This is a genomic window from Marinobacterium stanieri (assembly GCF_900155945.1).
GTDB lineage: Bacteria > Pseudomonadota > Gammaproteobacteria > Pseudomonadales > Balneatricaceae > Marinobacterium > Marinobacterium stanieri.
Map to the genome: position 1 here is coordinate 1 of NZ_FTMN01000023.1, position 1,122 is coordinate 1,122.

The 1,122-nt window shown below is 54.6% G+C and carries 2 protein-coding genes; both read left to right on the forward strand.

The genetic code is table 11. The features are described 5' to 3' along the window. Positions 1-269: hypothetical protein (locus BW956_RS22525; protein ID WP_175612071.1), on the forward strand; the 269-nt coding region annotated here is incomplete at its 5' end. Positions 270-388: 119 nt separating this feature from the next. Next, the coding region (locus BW956_RS22005; RefSeq protein WP_217695164.1) for a hypothetical protein at positions 389-1,122 on the forward strand (734 nt) is incomplete at its 3' end.

A 1,122-nucleotide genomic window follows, 5' to 3' on the forward strand; every position in this document is an offset into this window, starting at 1 on the left:
AAATGCAACAAAACACCGCTGGCCAATTCGTCCAGGCTAAACCCTCCCGCCTGCGTCGTTTCGCGGCCAAGGCAACCGGTGCAGCAACCGCCGCATCCGCGGCCATCCTGTCCGCGCCGGCCTTTGCCCTGACAGCGGATCAGAACAGCCAGATCACGGCGGCGTATGACGCGACCGGCGTCAGTACCGAGCTGGTGATTGCCGGTCTTCTGGGCGTTGTCCTGCTGATCACTGGCTTCGGCATCATCTACGGCTTGCTCAAGCGTTAATGGCCTTAACCCTGAGCCTGGCCATGCTCTGGTGGGGCTCATTCATGTTTGGTTGGTACACCGGCCGGATAGCCTGAACTAAAGGGGGCCCTTCGGCCCCTTTTTCTATGGTGTTCTCTATGGTCCCTTTCCTTCGCTATTTGAAACCCAATTTCTCCAGGCATTGGGGCAGCTGGCTGTTGGCTCCGCTGTTGGCGTTCATGGTCGGGTTTGTTCCGTCTAGTGCCTTTGCCGCGTTATGGCAATATAGCAAATACTCCGGCAGCTCACCGGAGGAGGTGCTGTCTGACTATGTAAAGGATTTAGAGCCTTATACTGCCGGTGCACGCATGTATAAGAGCCGTAGCGGTGAAGGCTGTGAGCTGAATGATGCCGGCACGGCGGCAACCTGTGAATACTCACACTATATCTATTACACCCACTACCAGTATTACGACACCTTGTATGGTGACTTCACTGTTAGCCTGGTTGAAAACGACTGCCCGGAATCGGGTTCTCTTCAAATGTTTCAGGGCTATGCCGCTTCAAAGTCAGCGTGTAGCGACCTGAACGGCAGTAACACCGAATTCGGTCATGACTCCTGTGGCTACAAGATCACAACCTCAAGTGTTACTGACAATCCAGTCACCTGCAGCAGTCCAGGCAGTTGTTTTAATGAAGGCAAATACCTTTGCACGTTCACTGCTGTTGCTACCGGTGATCAAACCGAATTAGGCCCTTACGACTTCCCAGAACCCGAGCCTGAAGACCCAGATGGCGAGGGTGAAGACACCGGCAACTCTGACGGTGATACCGGCAGTGAAGATGATGAAACCGATGGTACCGGCACCGATCCTGATGAGACCGACGGCAC